Raw genomic sequence first — 21,100 nt, forward strand, 5'->3', positions numbered from 1 at the left:
CCACGGGGGTGCGTGCCGGGCCACCGCGCCGCCCGTACGAGCCGGTCAGGCCCGCCGGACCGGGCACCCGCCGCCGCTACTACTCGCCCGTGCTGCCGGACAGCGTCCGGCGACGGTGCTCGCTGGGCGGGATCCCGTAGGCGGCCCGGAAGGAGCGGGTGAAGTCGGAGGCACGGGGGATGCCGCAGCGGGTGGCCAGCGCGTGGACCGGCACGGCCCGCAGCGCCGGGTCCGCGAGGTCGCGGCGGGCCTTCTCCAGCCGCTGGCCACGGATCCAGGCGGCGACCGTATCGCCCTGCGACTGCTGGGTGAAGAGACGGTGCAGGTAGCTGACGGAGATGTGGTGCGCGGTGGCGATCACGGACGGGGAGAGTTCGGGGTCGTGCAGGTTGCGCCGGATGAACGCCCGCACGCTCTCCACCAGGGCGCGTTGCCGGGCGTCGTCCGGGACCGCCGCCTCGGCGTCGAGCTCCCGGGCCAGCCAGGCGGCCATCAGGTCGACCACGATCGTCCCCAGTCGGGGTGCCTCGACCGGCCCGAGGGCCGTGGCCTGCCGGTCCAGGCCGACGAGGAACTGCGCGAGCAGCGCGCAGGTGCCCTCCTGTCCGGAGAACGCCCGGCCCATCAACTCGCGCAGGCGGCTGGGCGGCAGCGGCAGCAGGGACACGGGGAAGTCCAGGCCCACGGCTTCGATCCGAGGTTCGGTGCGGCCGGCGGCGCGGACGCCGACGCCCCGTACGTCGTACGGCTGTGAGCTTTCGAGCACGTACAGCTCGCCCGGGTTGAAGGTGGTCGTCGGAGCACGGTCGTCGCGGGTCAGGGACAGGCCGCCGTCGAGCACCAGCGTCAGGTGGTACACCCCCGGGTCCGACCGCCGCACCATCTTGGCGGTCCGTCGGAACCGCGCGGGAGGGAAGGACGACCTGAGGAGGGTCACCGGCCCCAGCTCCAGGCGCCGCATCTCCGCCTCGAAGTGGTCGGCGTGCGCACTGGTCATCTCGCTGTCCCGGGTCCGCCCGACCAGCTCCCGCCAGCAGTCGAACCGTTCGTTCGCGGGCAGGCCCCCGCCCGTGAACACACTCCCCGCCATCGCGGTCACGTCCACCGCTCCCTCCTGCACGCTTCCCTCCTGCGCACGCTCTCCTCCTGTCGGCCGACGTGGCCTTCCCCGCACATCATGGCGAGGCCTTCCCGCTACATCATCAGGCCCGGTGACCCGCCCGAGAGTAAGGGGACGGTGACGGTACGACGCCTGCCGGGGTGGTGGCCAGTCGGTCCCGGCGACCGGCGATTTCCATCTTCCGATCATCTGCTGGTAACTTCTTCGTCGTCGGCAGGACAAGATCACGGAAGTGGTCGAAGACCGGCCGGAGCAGGCGTCGGTGGTGCAGCGGTAGCACGCCCACTTTCAGTGGGAGGGGTTCGTTCGATTCGGGCCCGGCGCTCCAACTCGCAGGGGCGGAAGTCGACTTCGACTTCCGCCCCTGCGGCGTTCCCGCGCTCGTCCGGCGGGCCGACGAGGTGGTGCCGGATGCGGCGTCACCACGGGCTGAACACAGCTTCGTTATCGTCCCGTAACGCCCCGCTTTCGCCCGGCGGGTCTACCTTTGTCGACGCTCGGCCAACTCCACGCCCCCACAAGGGAGTAGTCATGTCCGTAGCCCGTCGGCGCACCCTCGCCGTGTCCACCGCCCTGCTGACCGTCCTGGGCGCCGCCGCACCGGCCGTCGCCGCCACCGCCCCCACCCTCGTCCAGGCCCCGCTCGCCCACCACGGCGGCGGCCTCCTGCACAGCACCAGCGGCAACTGGGCCGGCTACGCCGCCACCGGCAGCCGGTTCACCAGCGTCAGCGCCAGCTGGGTCCAGCCCACCGTCACCTGCTCCGGCGGCAACACCTGGTCCAGCTTCTGGGTCGGCCTCGACGGCGACGGCAGCAACAGCGTCGAGCAGACCGGCACCGAGGCCGACTGCTCGAACGGCTCCCCGGTGTACTCCTCCTGGTACGAGATGTACCCGGCCTACCCGGTCAACTTCAGCAACACCGTACGGCCGGGCGACCACTTCACCGCGAGTGTCACCACCAACGGCAGCGGCTCCTTCACCCTCACCCTCTCCGATACCACGGCCGGCTGGAGCCACACCGTCAACAAGTCCCTCAGGAGCGCTTCCCTCGCCTCGGCCGAGGTGATCGCCGAAGCCCCCTCCAGCTCCACCGGGGTGCTCCCGCTCTCGGACTTCCACTCGGTGTCCTTCACCGGCGCCACCGCCAACGGCCAGAGCCTGGGCGGCTTCTCCCCGGACGGCATCACCATGGCCTCCGGCGGCGTCACCAAGGCCACCACCTCCGGGCTGAGCGGGGGCAACTCCTTCTCGGTGACCTGGAAGCACAGCTGACACGACGGACGGGGCCGCGAGGCCGGGCGCCGGATACGCCGCGCTGAACCGGTTGCCCCTTCCCCTGTACGAATATCCGGCCCGTCGCCCTCGGGGCCATTCGGCGCGGCATTCCGGGTCTTCGAACTTAACCGTGCCCGGTGGGCGCGGTCCGCTGTCAGGGTCTTGACGGGTGCAGAACGCCCGTGACGCTCTGTGATTCGTCGAGTTGCGACGTTTGAAGGATCACGTGGAGGGCCACGGGCTTGCCCGACGATGCGGCGCGGCTGTTCGGCTTGGTCGGGGTGGAGGTGGTCGGCGTCGAGGTCGGCGCCGACGACCCCTGATCGGGATATGCATAAAGGATGCATATAAAGTTGCTATGCTTCAGGCATGAGTCGCCAAGGCGCCGCGCACGGCGCTTCCGATGCCATCGGGTCAGCCCTCTACGGTCTGGCCACCAGGGCCGTGAGACGCCTTCCCCGAGACATGAGCCTGACGTCCGCCGCCACCTTGGCCACCCTGGACAAGACCGGCCCGCGACGGATCACCGATCTGGCGGTGGCCGAGGGCGTCACCCAGCCCGCGATGACCGTCCTGGTCCGGGTGATGGAGGAATCCGGGCTGGTCGAGCGGAAGGGCGATCCGTCCGACAAGCGGGTCACGCTGGTGTGCCTGACCGAGGCCGGCGCATCGTACGTCCGGACACGGCACCAGGCGGGCGTCGACGCGTACGCGCGGTTGATCGACGAACTCACCGGTGACGAGGTCGAGGCCTTGGCAGCAGCCCTTCCGGCGCTGCTGCATCTGGCAGAGCTCGAAAGCCACGCCCGAGAGGAGTCGGACCGGTGACCGCGGCCCAGGCTCATGACCAGCCCATGAGTACTGCCCTGATACGTTCCGAGGCACGTCTGCTGGTCCCCGCCCTGATGTTCATCGCCCTGGTCGTGGCGGCGGTCGCCAGCCTCGGGACGCCGCTCATCACGAGCGTGGCGACCACGTTCCGCGTCTCCCTCGACAGCGCGCAGTGGACGCTGACCATCTCGTTGCTCAGCGGTGCCGTCGCCACACCCGTCCTCGGCCGGCTCGGCGCCGGTCCGTTCCGACGGGCCACGATTCTCGCCACGCTGGCGATCGTCGTCGTGGGCAGCGCGCTCACCGTGCTGCCGCTGCCGTTCGCCTGGCTGCTCGTCGGCCGGGCGGCCCAAGGCGTCGGACTCGGTCTCACGGCGCTGATGATGGGTGTGGCCCGCGACCATCTTCCCGAGGAGCGCAGCGCGGCCACGATCGCCCTGATCTCCGTGGTCTCCATCATCGGAGCCGGCGTCGGCTACCCGCTGGCCGCGCTGCTCGCCGAGTTCGGCGGACTGCGGGCCGCCTACGGCCTCGGCCTGCTCGTCACCGCCATCGCCTTCCTGACCGCGTGGCGCTCCATGCCCGCAGCCCCCGAAGGCCGCTCCGCTCGAGTGAACGTGGCCGGTGCGCTCGTCCTGGCGGGTGGACTGTTCCTCGTCCTGTTCCTGGCCAGCGAGAGGAGCCTGTGGAGCCGTCACCTCGCCGTGGCGGTGACCCTTGCCGTCGCTGCCGTGTTTCTGCTGTGCGTCTGGACCGCCTCCGAGCTGCGCAGCACGACGCCTTTGGTCGACGTCCGGGCGGTACGGCACGCGGCGGTCGCCGGGGCGAACATCGCCATGTTCGTCGGCGGGAGCGGCATGTACCTCCTGCTCACGCTCATCACCCGCTACGCGCAGACGCCGCACAGCGCCGGCTACGGCTTCGGGCTGACCACCTTCGTGGCGGGGCTGGTCCTCATCCCGTTCTCCGTGCTGGGGTTCGTCGCCGGCAAGCTCACGCCGAGGGTCCGCGAACGGATCGACGGTCCCCTGCTCCTGGCCGGCAGCGCCGCCATCGTCGGCGGCGGGTTCGTCCTGTTCGCGGCGGCCCGGTCCAACCTGGCCGAACTGCTCGTGGCCATGGGCGTGCTGGGCTTCGGCGTCGGCAGCTTCTCGGCCGCCATGCCCGGCGTCATCCTGGCCGTCACGCCCAAGAGCGAGACGTCGAGCGCCATGAGCTTCAACTACGTCGTCCGCAGCGTCGGGTACTCTCTGGGCAGCGCCATCGGCGGTCTGGTCCTGGCCGCCGGCACCGACACCGGCCGCCTCTTCCCGAACGACGGCGCCTACACCACCGCGGCGCTGGTCGGCGTCGCCGCGATGGCGATCACGACGATGACCAGCCTCGTCCTCGCCCGCCGACGCCCACCCGAGACCGATCCGATCGCAGCCCCAGCCGGTTGATCGAAGCCGTCCGACTTCGACGCCGTCTCCGTCGGCTCGCTGATCCATTGCGCGCCGGCCATGGATCTGAGCATGCTTCCGAGCATCAATTCCGAACACGGGAGGTACCGTGGCCAAGGGCTACTGGGTCAGTGTCTACCGCACCGTTGCGGACCCCGAGAAGGTGGCTGCCTACGACAAGCTGGCCGGTCCAGCCGTCAGGGCCGCGGGTGGGCGGCTGCTCACCCTCGGCAGCCGGGTCGTCGTACACGACGCCGGAATTTCCGAGCGCACCGTCCTGATCGAGTTCGACAGCTTCGAACAGGCGGTCGCCGCACGCGCGAGTGCGGCCTACCAGGAGGCGCTGGCCGTACTTGCTGACGGCGTCGAGCGCGACTTCCGCATCATCGAAGGCCTCGACTGACGACCGATGCTGCGTCAGGGGAAAACACGATGTCGGCTGCGGGGATCACCCCGGCTCGTCAGGCCCTGACAGCGGACCGTGCCCACCGGGCACGGTTAAGTTCGAAGACCCGGTATTCCATGACGATCTTTCCGGCCGTCACCGGATTTTCACCACGCCTCCGTCGTCCGAACCCGGACCGCTCCCGAAAGTGCTGCGACAGCCGGTATTCCGGGGGTAATTGATGATTCGTGGGAAAGGCGGGAATGGTCCAAATGAAAAATCTTGACATGATCACGCCTTAGGTCGCATGCTGTGGGCGCCCGAGGCCACAGTCGGGCACCTACAACAGGATGGGGAGGTGACAGGAGATGAAGGTCAAGGTCGCCGAGAAGCAGGACACCGTTCGCACCACCACGCCGTACGTCGCCGGCTAAGGCGAATTCGGTGGGAGGTCCGCTCGCTTTCGGGCCTCCCACTCCCTCGGACGAAACGCTTCGGGAGACCTTGGAGAATCCGGCATGACTGCTCTTCACCCACGGGTGCGCCCTGCTTTCTTCGCAGAGCTGGACGACGCGGAAAGGCGACTCGAGTCCGCGGGACCGGACGGCCCGGTCTTCCTCCTGGTCACCTCGCCGGACGGCGCCGGGAAGGCCGACACGGTGCGCGCGTGGTTGGCGTCGGCGGCGAGCGCGCGAGCCGAGGGCACCGTGGTGTCGGGCAGCGGCGACAAGCTGACCCACGGGTACCTGGCAGGCCTGCAGCCCCTGCTGGACCACGCGATCTCCGTCGCGGAAGCCGAGGCCCCCGAGCTGGTCGCGGCCGCCGAACAGTCGCTGAAGCGGCTCCTCCCGCAGCGCGAGTCCCCGGCCTACCGGGTGCCGAAGGACCTGACCGGCGTCGCCAGCCGGGACGAGCGGACCAGGTTCTACTTCCACGAGTACCAGGGCAAACTGCTCAACGGCGTGTACGAGTTCCTCGACGCCTTCCTCGCCCGGGCCGGGCAGCCGTACACCCTGGTCATCGACGACGCCGAGCGGCTGTCGCCCACGGTGGCGCAGTTCCTCGACATCGTCGCCCGCCGCCGCACGCTGGGCCGGCGCGTGAGGATCGTCCTCCTGGTCAACGGCGAACCGGACGTCGCCCTCGCCGAGCACGCCGCCCGGGCCGCCCTGCCGCCGCTCTCCAAGGGCGAGGCCCGCGAGCTGATCGAGAGCTGGGGCTTCGGGTCGCTGGCCGACAAGCAGTTCGACGACCTGTGGCGGCTGTCGCAGGGCAGGCCGGCCCGGCTCTCGGCGCTGCTGCGGTGCCTCGACGCGAAGGTCTCGCTGCCCGACTACCTGACCTTCGAGACGCATCTCGACCTCTACCTGAGCCTGCTCGGCGAGCGGCCCAGGTACGACCTGCTGGAGCGGTACGTCCGGGCCCACTGCTCGGACGACGATCCGATCGTGCTGCGCAACTACGAGACGTACGACGGCGGCACCAAAGAGCGGGTCCACCGGGAGGTGCTCGCCGGCCTCGCCGGAGGGCCGGAGGAGGTCCTCCATCCGATCCACCACCTCGGCCTGCGGGACGCCGCCGACCGGATGGTGGCGCTCGCCCCGCTGTCGATCTCGCTGCAGGAGATCGGCCTCTACGACACCTGGTTCGACCTCTTCTCCCGTTTCTGGGCGGACCCCCAGCTGCGCACCCTCCCCGGCGGCGGGCAGACCCACAACCTGGTCTACCTGCGGATGTCGTTCGTGCTGTACTCGCTCGGACTGGCACATGTGTCCATTCCGTACCTGGACACCTTCTACCAGCACTTCCCGCAGAGCCTTTACACGCCCACGGTGCTCTATTCACAGAGCATGGCGCACGGCCGGTACCAGTCGCCGCCGGACCTCGACACCGCCGAGCGCTTCGCCCTGCTCAACCTGGAGAAACTCGGTACGGAATTCCAGGACCACCCCAAATACGAGTACATCAAGGTCTTCGCGGAAAACGCCCTCGCCTACATCCGCGCCCGGCAGGGGCGAATGGACGAGGCGCTCATGCTCTGCACCGAGGGCATGGACCGGATGCAGAAGATCTACGGCGACGAGAAGTACGCACTGCACCAGTCGATCCTCGTCTACAACACCGCGCAGATCTACGAGATGGTCAAGGACTTCCCGAAGGCCTACGAGGTCTACCAGCGGACCATCGGTCTCGACCCGAACTACGGGGAGTACGCCAACGACCTGGCCAACATGCTGCAACGCACCGGACGGTTCGAGGAGGCCCTGGAGTACTACGAGCGGGCCATCGAGCTGTGCCCGCCGTACTACGAGGCCCACCTCAACCGCGCCCGGCTGCACACCCAGCGCGGAGACTCGGACAGCGCCGAACGCGACTACCGGCGCGTGGTGGAACTCAAGCCCGGGGAGGCACGGGCGCACCTGGGGCTCGGGGTGCTCCACCTCAAGCGGGGCAATCCCACCGAGGCGCTGGTCAGCCTGGACGCCGCCGTCTACCACGACCCGAGGAACGCGCAGGCGTGGAGCAACCGGGGCCTGGCCCAGTCCGAACTCGGGCACGCCGACGAGGCGGAGGAGAGCCTGCGCACCGCGGTGGCCCGCAACCCCAAGCTCACCGAGGCCTGGAACAACCTCGCCCACGTCCTCCACGCGAGCGGGCGCCCGCAGGAGTCGCTGAACTGCCTCGACCGCGCGGTCCAGCTCTCCGACGACCCGGACTACGTCTACAACCGGGCCGTGCTGCGCCTCGAACTGGGTGACACGGCCGGGGCCCGCGCGGACACCGAGCTCGCCGCCGAGCGCGGTGCCGGCGCCGTCGACCTCGCCGACCTGCACGCCCGGCTGTCCGACGCCTCGGCCTCCGCGGCGGACTAGGACGTCCGTGACACCTCCCGTCGAAACAGCGCGCGGCGTCCGGGTGCGTGCATCGCCGGCATCGACAAGGAGCACCACGTGCCACCCGCTGAGCGCAGCGAACAGTCCGAGCGTCGTTCCCTCCGTGCACTGCTGTCGGCGTACGCGGTCAGCCAGTTCGGCAACTGGCTGTTCCGCACGGGGGTCGTCTACTACGCGTACAACCAGAACCACGGTTCCAACGCGGTGCTCACCACGGCGATCGTGCTGGTGTACCTGCCGATCCTGTTCGGTTCGCGGCTGCTGGCCCCCCTGGCCGACCGCCACGACACCCGGCGCACCCTGATCGGGCTGGACGCGCTGCGCGCCGGGGTGCTCGCGGCGCTGCTCGTCGTCGAGCTGGCCGGCGTCGGCTTCACCTCAGCGGCCACCATCGGCGTCATGGCGTTCCTCAGCCTGCTGACGCCGTTCTTCACCGCCTCCCAGACGGCCTACCTGCGACGGGTCCTGCCAGCCGAACGGATGCCCTCGGCACTGGCGGCGGTGTCCCGGATCGACTGGACGATGTTCATCCTGGGCACCGCGGCCGCACCCCTGATGCTGCAGGTCAGCGACCTGCCCACGCTGACCTGGCTGGACATCGCCACCTTCGTCGTCTCCGGGCTGCTGCTCCTCCGGCTGGTGCCGGCACCCGCGGTCACGGGTGCTCAGCACGGTGCCGTCGCGGCCGGCTCGGGCGGGCCGCGGCTGACCGGGAGCAGCAGACTGCTGCTGGTCAGCGTCTTCGCGCTGAACGCCGGTGCGGGGCTCATCAACGTCTACCCGAACGTGGTCGCACGGGACTTCCTCGGCGGCGGCGCCACCTGGCTGAGCGTCATCAACCTCGCCAACGGCGCCGGGGCGGTGATCGGCGCCACCCTCGCCGGACGGCTGCGCAAGCAGCGGGGGCTGCGCCCGGGCGTGCTCGCCGCCCTGGCCGTCGCCCTGTCCCTGGCCTGCATGACGTTCGTGACCAACGCCTGGGTCGCGGTCCCCGCCAGCTCCGTCATGCTGGGGGCCGGCCAGGTGTTCGCGGTGCTCTTCCAGTCGCGGATCCTGGAGAACGAGCCGGTCGCGGTGGCCGGGCGGGTGTCCGGGCTCTTCACCCTCGGGACCTTCGCCGGCGTGACGGTGAGCATCCTGTTGTTCATGGCGGTCACCGGCTCCGGATCCGGGTCCGGCTCCGGAGCCGGCTCGATGCGGCGTTCCTTCACCGTGTTGCTGCTGTTGGCCGCGGCCGCCGCCCTGGCCTCGGCGTTGGTCGGCGGCGCCGCGCTGCGGCGGTACGGGGACAAGGCGCCCGGGACTCCCGAGTTCCCTGAGACTCCCCAGTCCCCGATGGGCCACGAGCCCTCCGAGGAGCATGAGGCTCCTGAGGACCGTCAGACCCCGAAGGCCGAGGCGGCAGCGGTCGCGCTGCTGGTGCGGCAGGCCGGACGGGCCTTCGCCACCGGCGTGACGGTCGCGTCGACGGTCCGCGACCGGATCCCGCACGCCACCACGGTCAACTCCTTCGTCACCGTGTCGCTCGACCCGGCGCTCGTCATGGTCTGCGTCGAGCGCGGTTCGCGCCTGGACGCCCTGGTCGCCGAGGGATCGCCGCTGGGGATCACCGTGCTCTCGGCCCGACAGCGGGACACCGCCGTGCACTTCGCCAAGCGTGACCGGCCGACGGGGGAGACCCAGTTCGACGGGTACCCCTGGAGGCCCGGCAAGGACAGCGGCGCGCCGCTGCTGGAGGCCGGCACCGCGTGGATCGAATGCCGGGTGCGGACGGTCATCCCGGTCGGCGATCACTCGATCCTCCTGGCCGAGGTCCTCTCGTTCGCCCGGCCGGATCCGCAGGAGGAGGGGGAGGGGCCCCTGGTCTTCTTCGGCGGTGGGTTCCACACCCTCGCCCAGCACCTGCCCGCAGAGAAGTCGCCCCCCGAGGAGCTGAACGATGACCTTCGACTACCCGCCCGCACACCGGAGTTCCGAAGCACAGAAGCTGCACGGGAGAGTGGTCGAGGACCCCTACCGGTGGCTGGAGGACCCGCGGAGTGAGGAGACCGGGCGCTGGTCGGCCGCGCAGCGCGACCTGTGCGACCGCGTCCTCGGCGAACTGCCCGGACGGGCCGAACTGCGCGGGCGGATCGCCGAACTGCTGGGAACCGGCAGTGTGAGCGCGCCGGTCTGGCGCGGCCGTCGGCAGTTCTTCACCCGCCGTCTCCCCGACCAGGAGCGCGCCGTGCTGCTCACCGTGGAGCCCACGGGGGAGGAGCGCGTCCTGCTCGATCCGCTGCGGCTGGACCCCTCCGGCGGCACCACCCTGGACGCGTGGCAGCCGGATCCGGAAGGGCGCCGGCTCGCCTACAAGATCTCCCGGGGCGGCAACGAGGAGTCCCACCTCCACGTGCTGGACGTCGCCACCGGCGAACTGGTGGAAGGCCCCATCCCGCGCACCCGCCACTCGGCCGTCGCCTGGCTGCCCGGTGGCGCCGCCTACTACTACGTCCGCCAGCTGCCGGAAGTCGGCGACGGGACGTCGACGGCCGCTGGGCCGGGGCGCGGGCGGCGGGTCTACCTGCACCGGGTCGGCACCGATCCCGAGCTGGAGGACGTCCTGGTGTTCGGGGACGGCCTGCCCGACACCAGTGACTTCGGCATCCTGGTCAGCCAGGACGGACGCTGGCTGAGCCTCGGGGTGTCCCGGGGCACCGAGAACCGCAGCGACCTCTGGCTCGGCGACCTGTCGGCCGGTACGCCGCAGCAGCCGGTGTTCCGCCCCGTCCAGGTGGGCGCCGACGCCGACACCGGCCTGTACATGTGGCGCGACGGCCGGGCCTACCTGTTCACGGACCGGGACGCGCCGCGCTCGCGGCTCTGCGTGGCCTCCCCGTCCGACCTGTCCTACGGGTCCTGGCGCGACCTGGTGCCGGAGGACCCCGAGGCCGTGTTGACGGACTTCGCCATCCTGGACGGTCCCGAGCTGGACCGGCCGCGCCTGCTGGTCTGCTGGATCCGGCACGCCGTCAACGAACTGACGGTCCACGACCTGGAGACCGGCGACCGCCTCGGCACCGTGCCGACGCCGGGCGTCGGGGCGATCGGCGGCCTCCACGAACGGCCGGAGGGCGGCCACGAAGCCTGGTTCTCCTACACCGACAGCACCTCGCCGGGGTCGATCCTGCGGTACGACGCGCGCTCCGGCACCACCGGCGTCTGGGCCGCCACGCCCGGCATGGTGCAGGTCCCGAAGGTGCGGAGCTCGCAGATCGCCTACCGCTCCACCGACGGCACGACGGTCCGCATGCTGGTGGTGGAGCCGCTGGAGCGCAGCGGGCCGCGTCCGACGATCCTCTTCGGTTACGGCGGGTTCGGCTCGTCCATGGTCCCCGCCTACGATCCGTCGGTCCTGGCCTGGGTCGAGGCCGGCGGCGTCCACGCGGTGGCGCACCTGCGCGGCGGCGGCGAGGAGGGCGAGGACTGGCACCGGGCCGGGATGCGCGAGCACAAGCAGCAGGTCTTCGACGACTTCCACGCCGCCGCACAGGCGCTGATCGACGGTGGCTGGACCACCCCGGCCCAGCTCGGGATCCACGGCGGATCCAACGGGGGCCTGCTCGTCGGCGCCGCGCTCACCCAACGGCCCGGCCGCTACCGGGCGGTGGTGTGCGAGGCGCCGCTGCTGGACATGGTCAGGTACGAGCGCTTCGGGCTCGGACGCCTGTGGGTCGCCGAATACGGGTCCGCGGACGACCCCGAGGAACTCGGCTGGCTCCTGGGGTACTCCCCGTACCACCAGGTGCGGGAGGGGGAGGCGTACCCGGCCGTCCTGTTCACCGTGTCCGAGAACGACGCACGGGTCGATCCGATGCACGCGCGGAAGATGTGCGCCGCACTCCAGCACGCCACGAGCGGCAGTGCGCCGGTCCTGCTGCGCAGCGAGTCCGAGGTGGGGCACAAGGGCCGGTCGATGACCCGGGTGGCCGCCCTGGCCGCCGACATCCTGGCGTTCCTCGCCCGTTACACCGGGCTCGAACTGCCGTGAATCCGCCGCAGGTTGACCACCAATCCGCCCTGGCAACCGCCCAGACGACATCGAGGTTCAGATGAGTGACCAGCCGCCCGCCCGCCGCGTCGTCGCGATCGTCGACGCCTACTCCAGCGGCCGCTGTCTCGCCCCGATCTTCCGGGAGCGCGGTTTCGACTGCGTCCACGTACGCAGCGCCGCCACCACCAACCCCGCGTACGAGCGCAGCTTCCGGCCGGACGACTTCATTGCCGACCTCGTGCACGACGGCGATGTCGCGCGCACGGCCGAGGCCGTCGCCCGGCTCGCGCCGGGGTGCCTGCTGCCGGGCATCGAGAGCGGGGTCGAACTGGCCGACGTCCTGAGCGAGAGCCTGGGGCTGCGGACCAACGGGACGGCACTGAGCAGCGCCCGCCGGGACAAGTACCGGATGATGGAGACCGTGCGGGCGGCCGGATTGCCCGCTGTCGAACAGATCCTGGCCACCGACCTGGACACCCTGCTCGACTGGTACGCCAAGGCGGGTGGCCGCGTGGTGCTGAAACCGGTCAAGAGCGCGGGCAACGACGGCATCCACTTCTGTGACGACGCCGGCCAGGTCCGCGCGGCCTTCGACGCGCTGATCGGCGCCGACAGCGCCCTGGGCGCCCGGAACCGCGCGGTGCTCGCCCAGGAGTACCTCGTCGGCGCCGAGTACATCGTGAACACCGTGAGCCTGGGCGGCAGGCACCACGTCACCGACATCTGGATGATGCACCACATCAGCGCCAACGGGGTCCGCGACCTCGGCGGCAGCGCCCAACTGCTGCCCCGGCACGGCGCCGACCAGGACGCCCTGGCCGCGTACACCTGCCAGGTCCTCGACGCCCTGGGCGTGCTCGACGGCCCCGCGCACACCGAGCTCAAACTGACACCGAACGGGCCGCGTCTGATCGAGACGGCCGCCCGGGCCTGCGGCGCCGACCTCCACGTCCCGGTGAAGGCCGCGATCGGCGAGAGCCAGCTGGACTGGACCGTCGACGCGTACGTCAACCCCGAACGTTTCCTGGCGCGTTGGGACGACGCCTACGAACTGGCCAGGCATGCCGGGCTCGTGAACATGGTCTCGCCCGCGGTCGGCATCCTGCGCGGCTATCCGAAGATGGCGCAGCTGCGCGCGCTCGACAGCTTCCACGACCTCGCCCTGACCGTCCGGCCCGGCGGCTGGATCCACCGGTCGGTGGACGACTGGACCTATCCGATGCGGGTCTATCTGGTGCACGATACGCAGAGCACGGTGCTGCACGACATCCTGACCGCGCGCCACCTGGACGGCGACGGCTTCTACGACGTCGGGTGACCGGTGTGACCTCTGTGACCGCTGTGACCGGATCCTGGAATCGCGGGCGGGGACGGGCCGGTTGTCGTACCGTCCTTGGTCATGGATCTCGAATTCGCCACCCGCTTCGCCCAGGACTGGGCCGCCGCCTGGAACTCGCACGACCTGGAGCGCATCCTCGCCCACTACACCGAGGACGTCGTCTTCGCCTCGCCGCGGATCGTCGAGATCATCGGAGACCCGTCCGGCGAGGTGCGCGGCAAGGACGCCCTGCGCGCCTACTGGGCCAAGGGCCTGGAGCACCTGCCCGATCTGCACTTCACGGTCGAGGACGTCCGCGCCTCCGTCGACACCCTCGTCATCAACTACCGCAATGAGCGCGGGTGGGCCGTCGCCGAGGTCCTCACCTTCCGCGACGGCCTGGTCTGCCGCGGCTTCGGTGCCTACGGGCCCGCGGTGTGAGGCGCAGACGGGCCGGATCTACTGACCTCGGCCCCGCACCTGAGCTCGTCTCCTCAGGCCGGCTGGGTCGCCTCCGGGGCCTGGGCGGGGTGGGGCAGGGGCGCGGTGGTGCGGCGGGCGTGGAGGACGGTGGCTCCCAGGGGCAGGGGGGTCGCGTCGTCGAGGAGGTGGAGGCCGGCGTCGGCGAGGAGCCGGGCGTAGTGGTCGGCGCGGCGTTCACGGCCGCCGGTGTTGGCCATCATGTGGAGGTCCCAGGCGGTGGCCAGGGAGGTGGAGGAGTCGGCGGGCAGGACGCGTTCGATGATGAGCAGGTCGGCGTGGGCGGGCATCGCGCGGGCGCAGTGGCGCAGGATCTCGGCGCAGCGGGCGTCGTCCCAGTCGTGCAGGACGCGGGACAGGACGTAGACGTCCGCGCCCGTGGGGACGTCGGCGAAGTCGCCGGTCACGTAGCTGCTGCGGTCGCCGCAGCCGAGCGCGTCGAGTCGGGTGCGCGCGGCCTCGACGGCGTGCGGGCGCTCCAGCAGGACGCCCTGCAACCGGGGGTGGGCGGTGAGCAGGCGGCCGAGCAGTTCGCCGTTGCCGCCCGCGATGTCGACGACGGTGCCCGGGCGGGGTGCCGCGGCGGCGGCGGTGACGGCCGGGTGGGCGGGGACGGGGTCGAACATGCGGGCGCTGGCGGCCATGGACTGGTCGAAGAGCGAGGCCAGTTCGGGGTCGCGGGCGAAGTGGATGAAGTGGTTCTCGCCGAAGAGGTGGTCGAAGGCGGCCTCGCCGGTGCGGACGGTGTGCTCCAGGGCGGCGAAGGACTGGTAGAACGGGCCGCCGTACATCAGGGCCAGGGCTCCCATCGAGCCCGGGGTGTCGGCGCGCAGCAGGGTGCCGAGTTCGGTGAGGCGGTAGCCGTCGTGGTGCTCGGTGACCACGTTCAGCATGGTGAGGTAGCGCAGGAGGGTCCCGAGGTTCTGCGGGTCGGCGCCGAGGGTGTGGGCCAGCGCCGGTGCGTCAGCGGCGGTGCGGGTGTCGAGGGCGTCGGGCAGTGCGAGTCGGACGGAGACCGCGAGGGCCTGGGTGGTCCACGCACCGGTGAGCAGGTGCAGCAGCGTCTCGGCCGAGCGGTGCTCGCGGTCGGCGCCGGTGGAGCCGAGGTGGTCGGCGAGCACGCCGGGGTGGTCGCCGCCCGCGTGGAGCTCGACGCGGCGGTAGCCGGTCCGGGAGTCGGCGGGAGCGGTGAAGTAGAGGACGGTGGCGTCCTCGTGGGGGTTGTAGCCGCCGCCGTCGGGGGCGGCGCCGTGCCGGGCCAGCAGTGCGCACAGGCCGCGCAGGGCGAGCGGGTCCGGGTGCTGGACCTCGAAGGCGAGGTGGGACTCGTGCTGGTGCTCGCGTTCGTGTGCGGCGAGCTCGGCCAGGTCCGAGCCGGGCGGTACGGTCAGGGCGAAGATCTCGACGGTCCGTTCCTTCGGGGCGCCGGGTACGGACGGGCGCAGGATCGTGACGTCGAGTTCGGCCTCGTCGCGTCCGTGCCGTTCGGCCAGGCGTCGGCGGACCACCACGCTGGGCTGCGGATTCGCGTCGAAGTCTAGGTTGCAGGCGACGAGTTGGGTGCGCAGCGTCTCCTCGTCCGGCGGCAGGAGGAGCAGCGCGGCGTGCGCGAAGCGGCAGTGCCCGGCCAGCGAGCGCAGTTCGGCGCCGTCGAGACCGGGCAGCAGGAGCGGGAGCAGGGTCGCGGTGTCGTGGTCCCTGACGAAGTCGGCGGTCGCGCGCAGGTAGGCCGCGTCGCCGGGAGGTGTCGCCGTCATGGTGGGGGCGTCCTTCGAAGCTGTGAGGGGTGAGGTGTGGGGCCGGGCGGGTCAGATGCCGACGTAGTTCTCGGCGAACCAGTCCTGGTGGGTGCGCGAGGTGCGCAGCGATTCGATGCGTGCGCGCCGCAGGGATTCGTGGAAGTGCGATTCCTCGTCCGACCCGAGCGGGGCGTGCAGCAGTTGGATCATCCAGTGCGAGAACTCCTGGGCGCGCCAGATGTGGGCCAGGCAGCGCTGGGAGTACTGGTCGAGCGTCGCCGGGTGGCCGTGGGTGAGGTCGTCGATCAGGGCCTCGGCGAGGAGTTCGGCCTCCAGGACGGCGAGGTTGGCGCCCTTGGCGGCGGCCGGGGCGGGCAGGCTCGCGGCGTCGCCCGCCAGCAGGAGCGAGCCGTGCCGCAGGGGTTCTATGACGTCGGACTGCAGGTCGATGACAGAGCGTTGGAAGATCCTGCCCTGGTGCAGCGGGCCGTGGTCGGCGGTGCCCATGCGCAGCCCGAGTTCGTCCCAGATCCGCTCCTGCGACCACGCGTCGGGCGCGGCGCCGCGCTCGCACTGCAGGTAGTAGCGGGTGACCTCCGCGGTGCGGGCCATGTGCCCGGCGAAGCCGCGTCCGTGCAGCGCGTAGCCGACGGCGTCCAGGCTCGGGGGTGCCTCGGCGAGCAGGCCGAGCCAGCTGACACCGTGGTCGCGGTGGTGGCGGCGGGCGGTGGAGGGCAGTGAGCGCCGGGCCGCGCCGTGGCGGCCGTCGCAGCCCGCGACGTAGCGGGCCTGCCACCGGCCGGGGCGGCCGTCGGCGTCGCGGACGGTGACCGTGGGTCGGGCGCCGGCGGCGTCGTCCACGGTCAGGGCCTCGGTCTCGAAGTGGATCCGTCCGCCCGCCGCCCGGTAGTGCGTCAGCAGGTCGGTGACCAGGTCCTGTTGGGGGTAGACGGTGTGCTGCTCGCCGCGGCCGAGGGTGCTGTAGTCGAGCCGGAAGCGGCCGACTTCGGTGCGGAACTCGCAGGTGCCATGGGGAATGCCTCGTCGGTGCAGGCCTTCGGCCAGGCCGTGGCGGTCCAGGACGCGCACGGTGTTCGCGGCGAGGAAGCCGGCCCGGGCCCGGGTCTGGACGTGGGTGCGGTCGGCGCGTTCGAGGACGACGCAGTCGATCCCGGCGGCGAGGAGGAGATTTCCGAGGGTCAGTCCGGCCGGTCCGGCGCCGAGGATGACGACGTCGGCGGAGCCGTGGGCTGCTGTGCTTGTCTGACGGTCAGTCACGAGGAGTGGATCATAGCCGGGGGTGGATACAGAGAAGGGGGGAAATAGCTCATTTTGGTGAATGGAGTGATGATCTTTTACCCGAGTCCTGTCCATCGGCGGTGGCACACCGGGCGGGCGGGCCCGCAGAGCCCGCCCGCCGAACCCGCCTTCCGGGCCGGAGCCTCAGTCGTGCGTCAGGGTGCGGCCGAGGAGGGGCAGCAGGCGCTCCCAGTGCAGCCGCAGTCCGGAGGGGCTGAAGGTGTCGGTGTCGGACATGGTGAAGCCGTGGACGGTGCCGGGGTAGATCTCGGAGGTGTAGTCGACGCCCGCGGCGTCCAGGGCGCGGTTCAGCTCGCCGAGGGTCTCGGGCGTCATGTCGGTCTCGGCGTGGCCGAGGTGGACCTGGGCGGTGAGCTTGGAGACGAGGCGGTGCATGTCGGGCCCGTCGGAGCCCACGGGGCCGTGGAATCCGGCGACGGCGGCCACCCGGCCGGGGTGGGCCGCGGCGGTGCGCATCGCCAGGAGGCCGCCGATGCAGTAGCCGGTCACGGCGACCGGTCCGGCAGCGACCTCGGGCTGGGCGGTGAGGAAGCTGAGGTAGGCGTCGGCGTCGCTGAGGACGCGTTCGGCGGTGTGCGTCCTGATCAAGGGCATCAGCCGGGCGACGACCGCGGGCCGGGCCTCTTCTCCGATGTACTCGGGAAGCTCTACCACCGGTGTCGGACCGTGCCGGTAGAAGAAGTTGGGGACGAGTACGTAGTACCCGTGCCCGGCCAGTTCGCGGGCCATCTCCCGCAGTACGGGCCGGATGCCGAAGGCGTCCGCGTACATCAGCACCCCGGGGTGCCGCCCGTCGCGGTCGGGGTGGGCGGCGAAGGCGTCGGCCTGGCCGTCCGGGGTGGGAATCGTCAGCGTCTTGGTGCGCAAGGGAGGTCTCCTGTCGTGGTTGACGTGTCGAGCGTGTGGTCAACACGACGGAGGCGGAGCCCGCGCGACGGCGCCGGATCCTCGATCGAACTGCGGGCCCGCGGTGGCCCGTACGGCGCTCAGCGGAGCGCCGGGTCACCAATTCGTGCGTGGCGCAAGGCCGTCCCGGTAGTCATCGCCGGACACCATAGCCCACCGGACCGGCCGATGTCAGCCCCGACCTTCCCAACTGCCGCCGGGGCGAAGGCCGGTGGCGTTCAGCCGTGCGCGGTGGCCGGGCGGGCGCCGACGGGGTTGAGCGGGGCGGCCTGGAGGGTGACGGCGATGCCGGCGAACTCCTCGATCAGCCGGCTGGTGCGGTTGCGGTCCCACGCCAGCGCCACCTGGTTGGGCGGCAGGCCGTGGACGGGCAGGTGGGTGACGTCGGGGCGGGTGTAGAAGGTGGCGACGGAGAGCGGCAGCAGGACGATGCCGTGGCCGGCGGCGACGTACTCCAGTTTCTCCTCGACGGTGCGGATGGCCTGGACGGAGGGCCGCGCCCGGCCGTCCCGCAGGGTGGTCGCGTCCTGCGGCGGCAGGACGGCCTCGGGGTTCTGCAGCAGTTGCTCGCCCGCGAGGTCGGTGAGGGTGACGGCGCTCAGGCCGGCCAGCCGGTGGTCGGCCGGGAGCACCACCACGCGGGGTTCGGTGAGCAGGGGGAGGACGGTCAGTCCACGCTGGTCGACCGGCAGCCGGAGGTAGCCGACGTCCACCCGGCCGTCGTTGATCACCTGGACCTGGTCGTCCCAGCTGGTGCGGAGCACCTCGACGGCCAGTTCGGGGTGGTGCTCCGACATGACCCTGACTGCCGGGGTGACGATCAGGCCGGGCATGAAGCCGACGGTGAAGCCGAGCGGCCCCGAGCCGCCGGCCCGGGCGACCCGTCGGCGGATCGCCTCGGCGTTCGCCAGCAGCGGTCCGGCGTCGGCCAGCAGCTGTTCGCCGGCCGGGGTCAGCCCGGTGGTGCGCCTGGTCCGGACGAACAGCTGGACGCGCAACTCCCGTTCCAGTGCCATGATCTGACGGGACAGCACGGACTGGGCGATGTGCAGCTCCTCGGCGGCGCGGCCGAAGTGTTGCCGTTGCGCGACGGCCACGAAGTAGCGCAGCTTCCTCAGGTCCAGGTCCACCGGGCATCACTCCTCAGTTGTGATGCCCGCAGGGTATGACAGCTTCGGGAATGAGTCTTGGACACCGGAAGCCCGACGACCGCATGGTGAGGTGTCGTTGATCCGCACCGGTGGGAGGAAGAGCTGATGATGCACCTGGAGGAATCGGGTCTGGCCGGGCGGGTGGTGCTGCTGACCGGGGCGTCCGGCGGGATCGGCGGCGCGCTGGGCCGCCGGCTGATCTCGGCCGGGGCGCGGGTGGCCTTCGTGGCCAACAGCCGTTACGACGAGGCCGAGTTACTGGCCGAGGAGGCCTGGGACATCGGGCTGGACGCGGTGGCCCTGCGCGGCGACCTGGCCGATCCCCGGACCCCGGAACGGCTGGTCCGGGAGGCCACCGACGCGCTCGGCCCGATCGACGTGCTGATTCCCAATGCCGGCTGCGCGCCGCGCCGGATTCGCCTGGCCGTCGACACCAGGACCTGGGACCGCACCCTCGCGGTGAACCTCCGGGCGCCGTTCCTGCTGGCCCAGGAGGTGATCCCGGCGATGATGGCCCGCCGGTACGGCCGACTGGTGTTCATTTCCTCGACGGCCGCCTTCATCGGCGGCATCGTCGGCCCGCACTACGCGGCCTCCAAGGCGGGGCTGCACGGTCTGGTGCACTCGCTGGCGCCGCAGGTCGCCGGACACGGGGTGACGGTCAACGCGGTGGCGCCGGCGTTGATCGAGAACACCCGGATGCTGCCCTCGCTCACCGAGGGCAGCCTCACGCCCGCCGTCCCGGTCGGCCGCTACGGGCGCCCGGAGGAGGTCGCGGACCTGGTGATGTCAGTGCTGCGCAACGGCTACCTCACCAACCAGGTGATCGGGCTGGACGGCGGCATCCACCCGCGGTGACGGGCGGCCTTCACGGGATCAGCGGAACCCGCACGGAACCGACACGGAACGCGCGCGGAAGCTCCGGAACCCGCCCGGGGCTCCCGCCGTGGCGGCCCGGCATTTCGGCGCGCCGCTGACGCGCTATTCCCGGATCCACCGTGGACGGTAAATGTCCGGAATAGGTTCGTCAAGAATAGAACCTGAGGTTCCGTATTCTGTGTGCGAGCTAGTCGATTAACCTATACCGGCAGGTCGGACCGGCTTCTGAGGCCCGATTGACAGCCAGGTGACGGCTGGCCCGAAAAGTTTGGGGTTAGGCTGGGTGACATGCAGAAATTACCTGACGGGATGAATCCACTGCAGGCCCGAAGGGCGGAACTGCGAGACTTTCTGCGAAGCCGTCGCGCCGCCCTCAAGCCGGAGGGCGTCGGCCTGCCCTCGGCCGGATTCCGGCGGACCCCCGGGCTCCGACGGGAGGAGGTGGCCGTCCTCGCCGGGATCGGCGTCTCCTGGTACACCTGGCTCGAACAGGGCCGGGACATCAAGGTCTCGCCCGAGGTCCTGGACGCGGTGAGCCGGGCCCTGCGGCTGGGCGAGCCGGAGCGGGCCCACCTGCACCGGCTGGCCGGCCTCAACTCCCCGCTGCCGCGCGACGCCCACACCGAGGGCATCCCGCCGAGGCTCCAGCGGATCGTCGACCGATGGATGCCGTTCCCGGCGAAACTGGTGGACCGCTACGGCAACATCCCGGTGTTCAACAGGGCCGCCCGCGAGGTGTTCGGACTGACCGACGAGAACAACAACCAGGCGGTCCGGTTCTTCCTGGACGCCGACTGGCGCGCGAGGTTCCCGGACGTCGAGGCGGTGGCCGGGGAGGTCATCGGCTTCCTCCGCGCCCAGGCGGCGCGCTACCCGGACGACCACCACTTCATGGACGTCGCCCAGCGGTTGCGCACCGAGAGCCCGCTGTTCCGCACCTTCTGGGACCGGCACGAGATCAGCCTGGCCACCCGGACGACCAAGACCGTCACCCACCCCCGGTGCGGCCCGCTCACCTTCGAGCACACCGCACTGGACCTCAGCGAGGCACCGCACCTGAGGCTGCACCTGTACGCACCGGACGAACAGACCGCCGCCTCGGCCTCCTTCAGGCTGCTGCTGGGACAACTGGCCGGTCCCGACCGCGCGGTGGCCTGAGTCGACGGGCCGGTCCGCCAGGAGGTCGTCAGGCCACCGCTGCGCCCGACGGGGGCGGGGGGGGGGGGGGGGGGGGGGAGAACAAAGCCCGGACCCGCTCATTCCCCCCCCCCCCTCCTTTTCCTCCCCCCCCCCCCCCCCCCCCCCCCCCCCCCCCACCACCACA

General features: G+C 71.2%; 16 protein-coding genes and 1 tRNA gene. 12 read left to right on the forward strand and 5 right to left on the reverse strand.

Annotated elements, in window-relative coordinates; translation table 11 throughout:
• Positions 1-79: 79 nt before the first annotated feature.
• On the reverse strand, positions 80-1,120 hold the full coding sequence (locus tag ACFQ87_RS37145) for a helix-turn-helix domain-containing protein (RefSeq protein ID WP_380615357.1): 1,041 nt from the start codon (positions 1,118-1,120) through the stop codon (positions 80-82).
• Positions 1,121-1,376: 256 nt separating this feature from the next.
• On the opposite strand from ACFQ87_RS37145, the gene ACFQ87_RS37150 reads away from it, so the two are divergent.
• The 10 genes from ACFQ87_RS37150 to ACFQ87_RS37195 all read left to right on the forward strand — a co-directional run bounded on the left by ACFQ87_RS37150 (position 1,377) and on the right by ACFQ87_RS37195 (position 13,742).
• Positions 1,377-1,448, forward strand: a tRNA-Glu gene (locus tag ACFQ87_RS37150).
• A 203-nt stretch (positions 1,449-1,651) separates the two neighbouring features.
• Positions 1,652-2,395: a G1 family glutamic endopeptidase gene (locus ACFQ87_RS37155; RefSeq protein ID WP_380615358.1), complete on the forward strand. Its 744-nt coding sequence runs from the start codon at positions 1,652-1,654 to the stop codon at positions 2,393-2,395.
• Positions 2,396-2,863: 468 nt separating this feature from the next.
• Positions 2,864-3,226 (forward strand): MarR family winged helix-turn-helix transcriptional regulator, encoded by a 363-nt coding sequence (locus ACFQ87_RS37160; protein WP_380615359.1) that lies wholly within the window; start codon positions 2,864-2,866, stop codon positions 3,224-3,226.
• A 26-nt stretch (positions 3,227-3,252) separates the two neighbouring features.
• Positions 3,253-4,671 carry an MFS transporter gene (locus ACFQ87_RS37165; RefSeq protein WP_380615360.1) on the forward strand — a complete coding sequence of 473 codons (1,419 nt, stop codon included), beginning with the start codon at positions 3,253-3,255 and terminating at the stop codon, positions 4,669-4,671.
• 109 nt (positions 4,672-4,780) lie between these two features.
• Positions 4,781-5,074, forward strand: a complete 294-nt coding sequence (locus tag ACFQ87_RS37170) for a DUF1330 domain-containing protein (protein ID WP_380615361.1) — start codon at positions 4,781-4,783, stop codon at positions 5,072-5,074.
• 500 nt (positions 5,075-5,574) lie between these two features.
• A complete protein-coding gene (locus ACFQ87_RS37175) occupies positions 5,575-7,929 on the forward strand; it encodes a tetratricopeptide repeat protein (protein WP_380615362.1) in 2,355 nt (784 codons plus the stop codon).
• 78 nt (positions 7,930-8,007) lie between these two features.
• A complete protein-coding gene (locus ACFQ87_RS37180) occupies positions 8,008-9,993 on the forward strand; it encodes an MFS transporter (protein WP_380615363.1) in 1,986 nt (661 codons plus the stop codon).
• The gene (locus ACFQ87_RS37185; RefSeq protein WP_380615364.1) at positions 9,890-11,980 is read left to right on the forward strand and encodes a prolyl oligopeptidase family protein; all 2,091 of its coding nucleotides are present in this window, start codon (positions 9,890-9,892) and stop codon (positions 11,978-11,980) included. The genes ACFQ87_RS37180 and ACFQ87_RS37185 overlap by 104 nt, the downstream gene beginning before the upstream one ends.
• A gap of 61 nt (positions 11,981-12,041) precedes the next feature.
• Positions 12,042-13,301 carry an ATP-grasp domain-containing protein gene (locus ACFQ87_RS37190; RefSeq protein WP_380615365.1) on the forward strand — a complete coding sequence of 420 codons (1,260 nt, stop codon included), beginning with the start codon at positions 12,042-12,044 and terminating at the stop codon, positions 13,299-13,301.
• Positions 13,302-13,382: 81 nt separating this feature from the next.
• Positions 13,383-13,742 (forward strand): nuclear transport factor 2 family protein, encoded by a 360-nt coding sequence (locus tag ACFQ87_RS37195; protein WP_380615366.1) that lies wholly within the window; start codon positions 13,383-13,385, stop codon positions 13,740-13,742.
• Between the two features lie 53 nt (positions 13,743-13,795).
• On the opposite strand, the gene ACFQ87_RS37200 is transcribed toward ACFQ87_RS37195, so the two are convergent.
• The 4 genes from ACFQ87_RS37200 to ACFQ87_RS37215 form a co-directional block, all read right to left on the reverse strand.
• Positions 13,796-15,538 (reverse strand): methyltransferase, encoded by a 1,743-nt coding sequence (locus ACFQ87_RS37200; RefSeq protein ID WP_380615367.1) that lies wholly within the window; start codon positions 15,536-15,538, stop codon positions 13,796-13,798.
• 51 nt (positions 15,539-15,589) lie between these two features.
• Positions 15,590-16,798 carry a 4-hydroxybenzoate 3-monooxygenase gene (locus ACFQ87_RS37205; RefSeq protein WP_380615368.1) on the reverse strand — a complete coding sequence of 403 codons (1,209 nt, stop codon included), beginning with the start codon at positions 16,796-16,798 and terminating at the stop codon, positions 15,590-15,592.
• Positions 16,799-16,963: 165 nt separating this feature from the next.
• A complete protein-coding gene (locus ACFQ87_RS37210; protein ID WP_380615369.1) occupies positions 16,964-17,707 on the reverse strand; it encodes a dienelactone hydrolase family protein in 744 nt (247 codons plus the stop codon).
• Positions 17,708-17,964: 257 nt separating this feature from the next.
• Positions 17,965-18,876, reverse strand: a complete 912-nt coding sequence (locus ACFQ87_RS37215; protein WP_380615370.1) for a LysR family transcriptional regulator — start codon at positions 18,874-18,876, stop codon at positions 17,965-17,967.
• Between the two features lie 126 nt (positions 18,877-19,002).
• On the opposite strand from ACFQ87_RS37215, the gene ACFQ87_RS37220 reads away from it, so the two are divergent.
• A complete protein-coding gene (locus ACFQ87_RS37220; RefSeq protein ID WP_380615371.1) occupies positions 19,003-19,755 on the forward strand; it encodes an SDR family NAD(P)-dependent oxidoreductase in 753 nt (250 codons plus the stop codon).
• A gap of 330 nt (positions 19,756-20,085) precedes the next feature.
• Positions 20,086-20,934 (forward strand): helix-turn-helix transcriptional regulator, encoded by an 849-nt coding sequence (locus tag ACFQ87_RS37225; RefSeq protein WP_380615372.1) that lies wholly within the window; start codon positions 20,086-20,088, stop codon positions 20,932-20,934.
• Positions 20,935-21,100: the final 166 nt, after the last annotated feature.

The organism is Kitasatospora sp. NPDC056531 (genome assembly GCF_042794375.1).
In the GTDB taxonomy this organism is placed as follows: Bacteria; Actinomycetota; Actinomycetes; order Streptomycetales; family Streptomycetaceae; genus Kitasatospora.

Coding starts and splice junctions, on each gene's coding strand:
- ACFQ87_RS37195 (WP_380615366.1), top strand. CDS start 13,383: ATGGATCTCGAATTCGCCACCCGCTTCGCCCAGGACTGGGCCGCCGCC.
- ACFQ87_RS37220 (WP_380615371.1), top strand. CDS start 19,003: ATGATGCACCTGGAGGAATCGGGTCTGGCCGGGCGGGTGGTGCTGCTG.
- ACFQ87_RS37160 (WP_380615359.1), top strand. CDS start 2,864: ATGAGCCTGACGTCCGCCGCCACCTTGGCCACCCTGGACAAGACCGGC.
- ACFQ87_RS37225 (WP_380615372.1), top strand. CDS start 20,086: ATGAATCCACTGCAGGCCCGAAGGGCGGAACTGCGAGACTTTCTGCGA.
- ACFQ87_RS37165 (WP_380615360.1), top strand. CDS start 3,253: ATGAGTACTGCCCTGATACGTTCCGAGGCACGTCTGCTGGTCCCCGCC.
- ACFQ87_RS37190 (WP_380615365.1), top strand. CDS start 12,042: ATGAGTGACCAGCCGCCCGCCCGCCGCGTCGTCGCGATCGTCGACGCC.
- ACFQ87_RS37200 (WP_380615367.1), bottom strand. CDS start 15,538: ATGACGGCGACACCTCCCGGCGACGCGGCCTACCTGCGCGCGACCGCC.
- ACFQ87_RS37155 (WP_380615358.1), top strand. CDS start 1,652: ATGTCCGTAGCCCGTCGGCGCACCCTCGCCGTGTCCACCGCCCTGCTG.
- ACFQ87_RS37175 (WP_380615362.1), top strand. CDS start 5,575: ATGACTGCTCTTCACCCACGGGTGCGCCCTGCTTTCTTCGCAGAGCTG.
- ACFQ87_RS37185 (WP_380615364.1), top strand. CDS start 9,890: ATGACCTTCGACTACCCGCCCGCACACCGGAGTTCCGAAGCACAGAAG.